This window comes from Microbacterium sp. zg.Y909 (assembly GCF_024626565.1).
The window spans coordinates 1-625 of record NZ_JANJFJ010000732.1; the positions used below are offsets into that span (position 1 = coordinate 1).

1 protein-coding gene and 1 pseudogene are annotated in these 625 nt (G+C 73.0%); one reads left to right on the forward strand and one right to left on the reverse strand.

All coding sequences use genetic code 11. From position 1 onward, the window contains the following. Positions 1 to 136, forward strand: a pseudogene (locus NQ160_RS24440) (esterase); the annotation flags it as partial. On the opposite strand, the gene NQ160_RS24445 reads toward NQ160_RS24440, so the two are convergent. Then, positions 121 to 462, reverse strand: coding sequence for a hypothetical protein (locus tag NQ160_RS24445; RefSeq protein ID WP_257517543.1), 342 nt, complete (start codon positions 460 to 462; stop codon positions 121 to 123). The pseudogene NQ160_RS24440 and the gene NQ160_RS24445 sit on opposite strands and share 16 nt — an antisense overlap. Between the last annotated feature and the right edge of the window lie 163 nt (positions 463 to 625).

Consider the following 625-nt stretch of genomic DNA (forward strand, 5'->3'; position numbering starts at 1 on the left):
GTGGCTGCCCGAGCACGTCGACCTGAGCGGCCGGGTCTACACCGGCCTCACCCACAGCGTCTCGCAGGAGGAGCTCGACGACGTCGTGACGTTCCTGCGCAAGCGGCTCGAGGCCGCGGCTCACTCCGCGGCGTAGCGGTCGGGGTCGGCGTCCCGCGCGGGGTCACCGTCACCGTCGAGCACGTGCGGCTCCGCTGTGATGAGGTGCTCATCGGCGACGGGCGCGGGACCCGGCTCGGCCACCGCTGGCGCAGCGACGCCGACTGCCTCGCCCGGGTCCAGGTCCACCGAGGGCTGGAACGCGACGGCGAAGACCACCGCGGAGCACATGCCCAGACCGATACCCAGCACCACGTCGCCGAGCGCCGCCTCCATCGCGGCGCCGATCCCGATGCCGATGATCGCGGCAAAGGTCCACGCGCGCACGGTGGCGGCTCGTTCCCCCCGCCGCGCGTCGCCCATGCCGGGCACAGTAGCCCGCTCCGGCCGCTGCGGCTACGTTGTCGGCATCCTTGTCCCCCACGTGAGGAATGAGACGACGGAGATCGTCACGGCCGCGCAGTGTCCGAGCGTGCGTGAGGCGGCCTCAGGCGAAGGGGACGGCGGACACGACCGCGACCTCGAG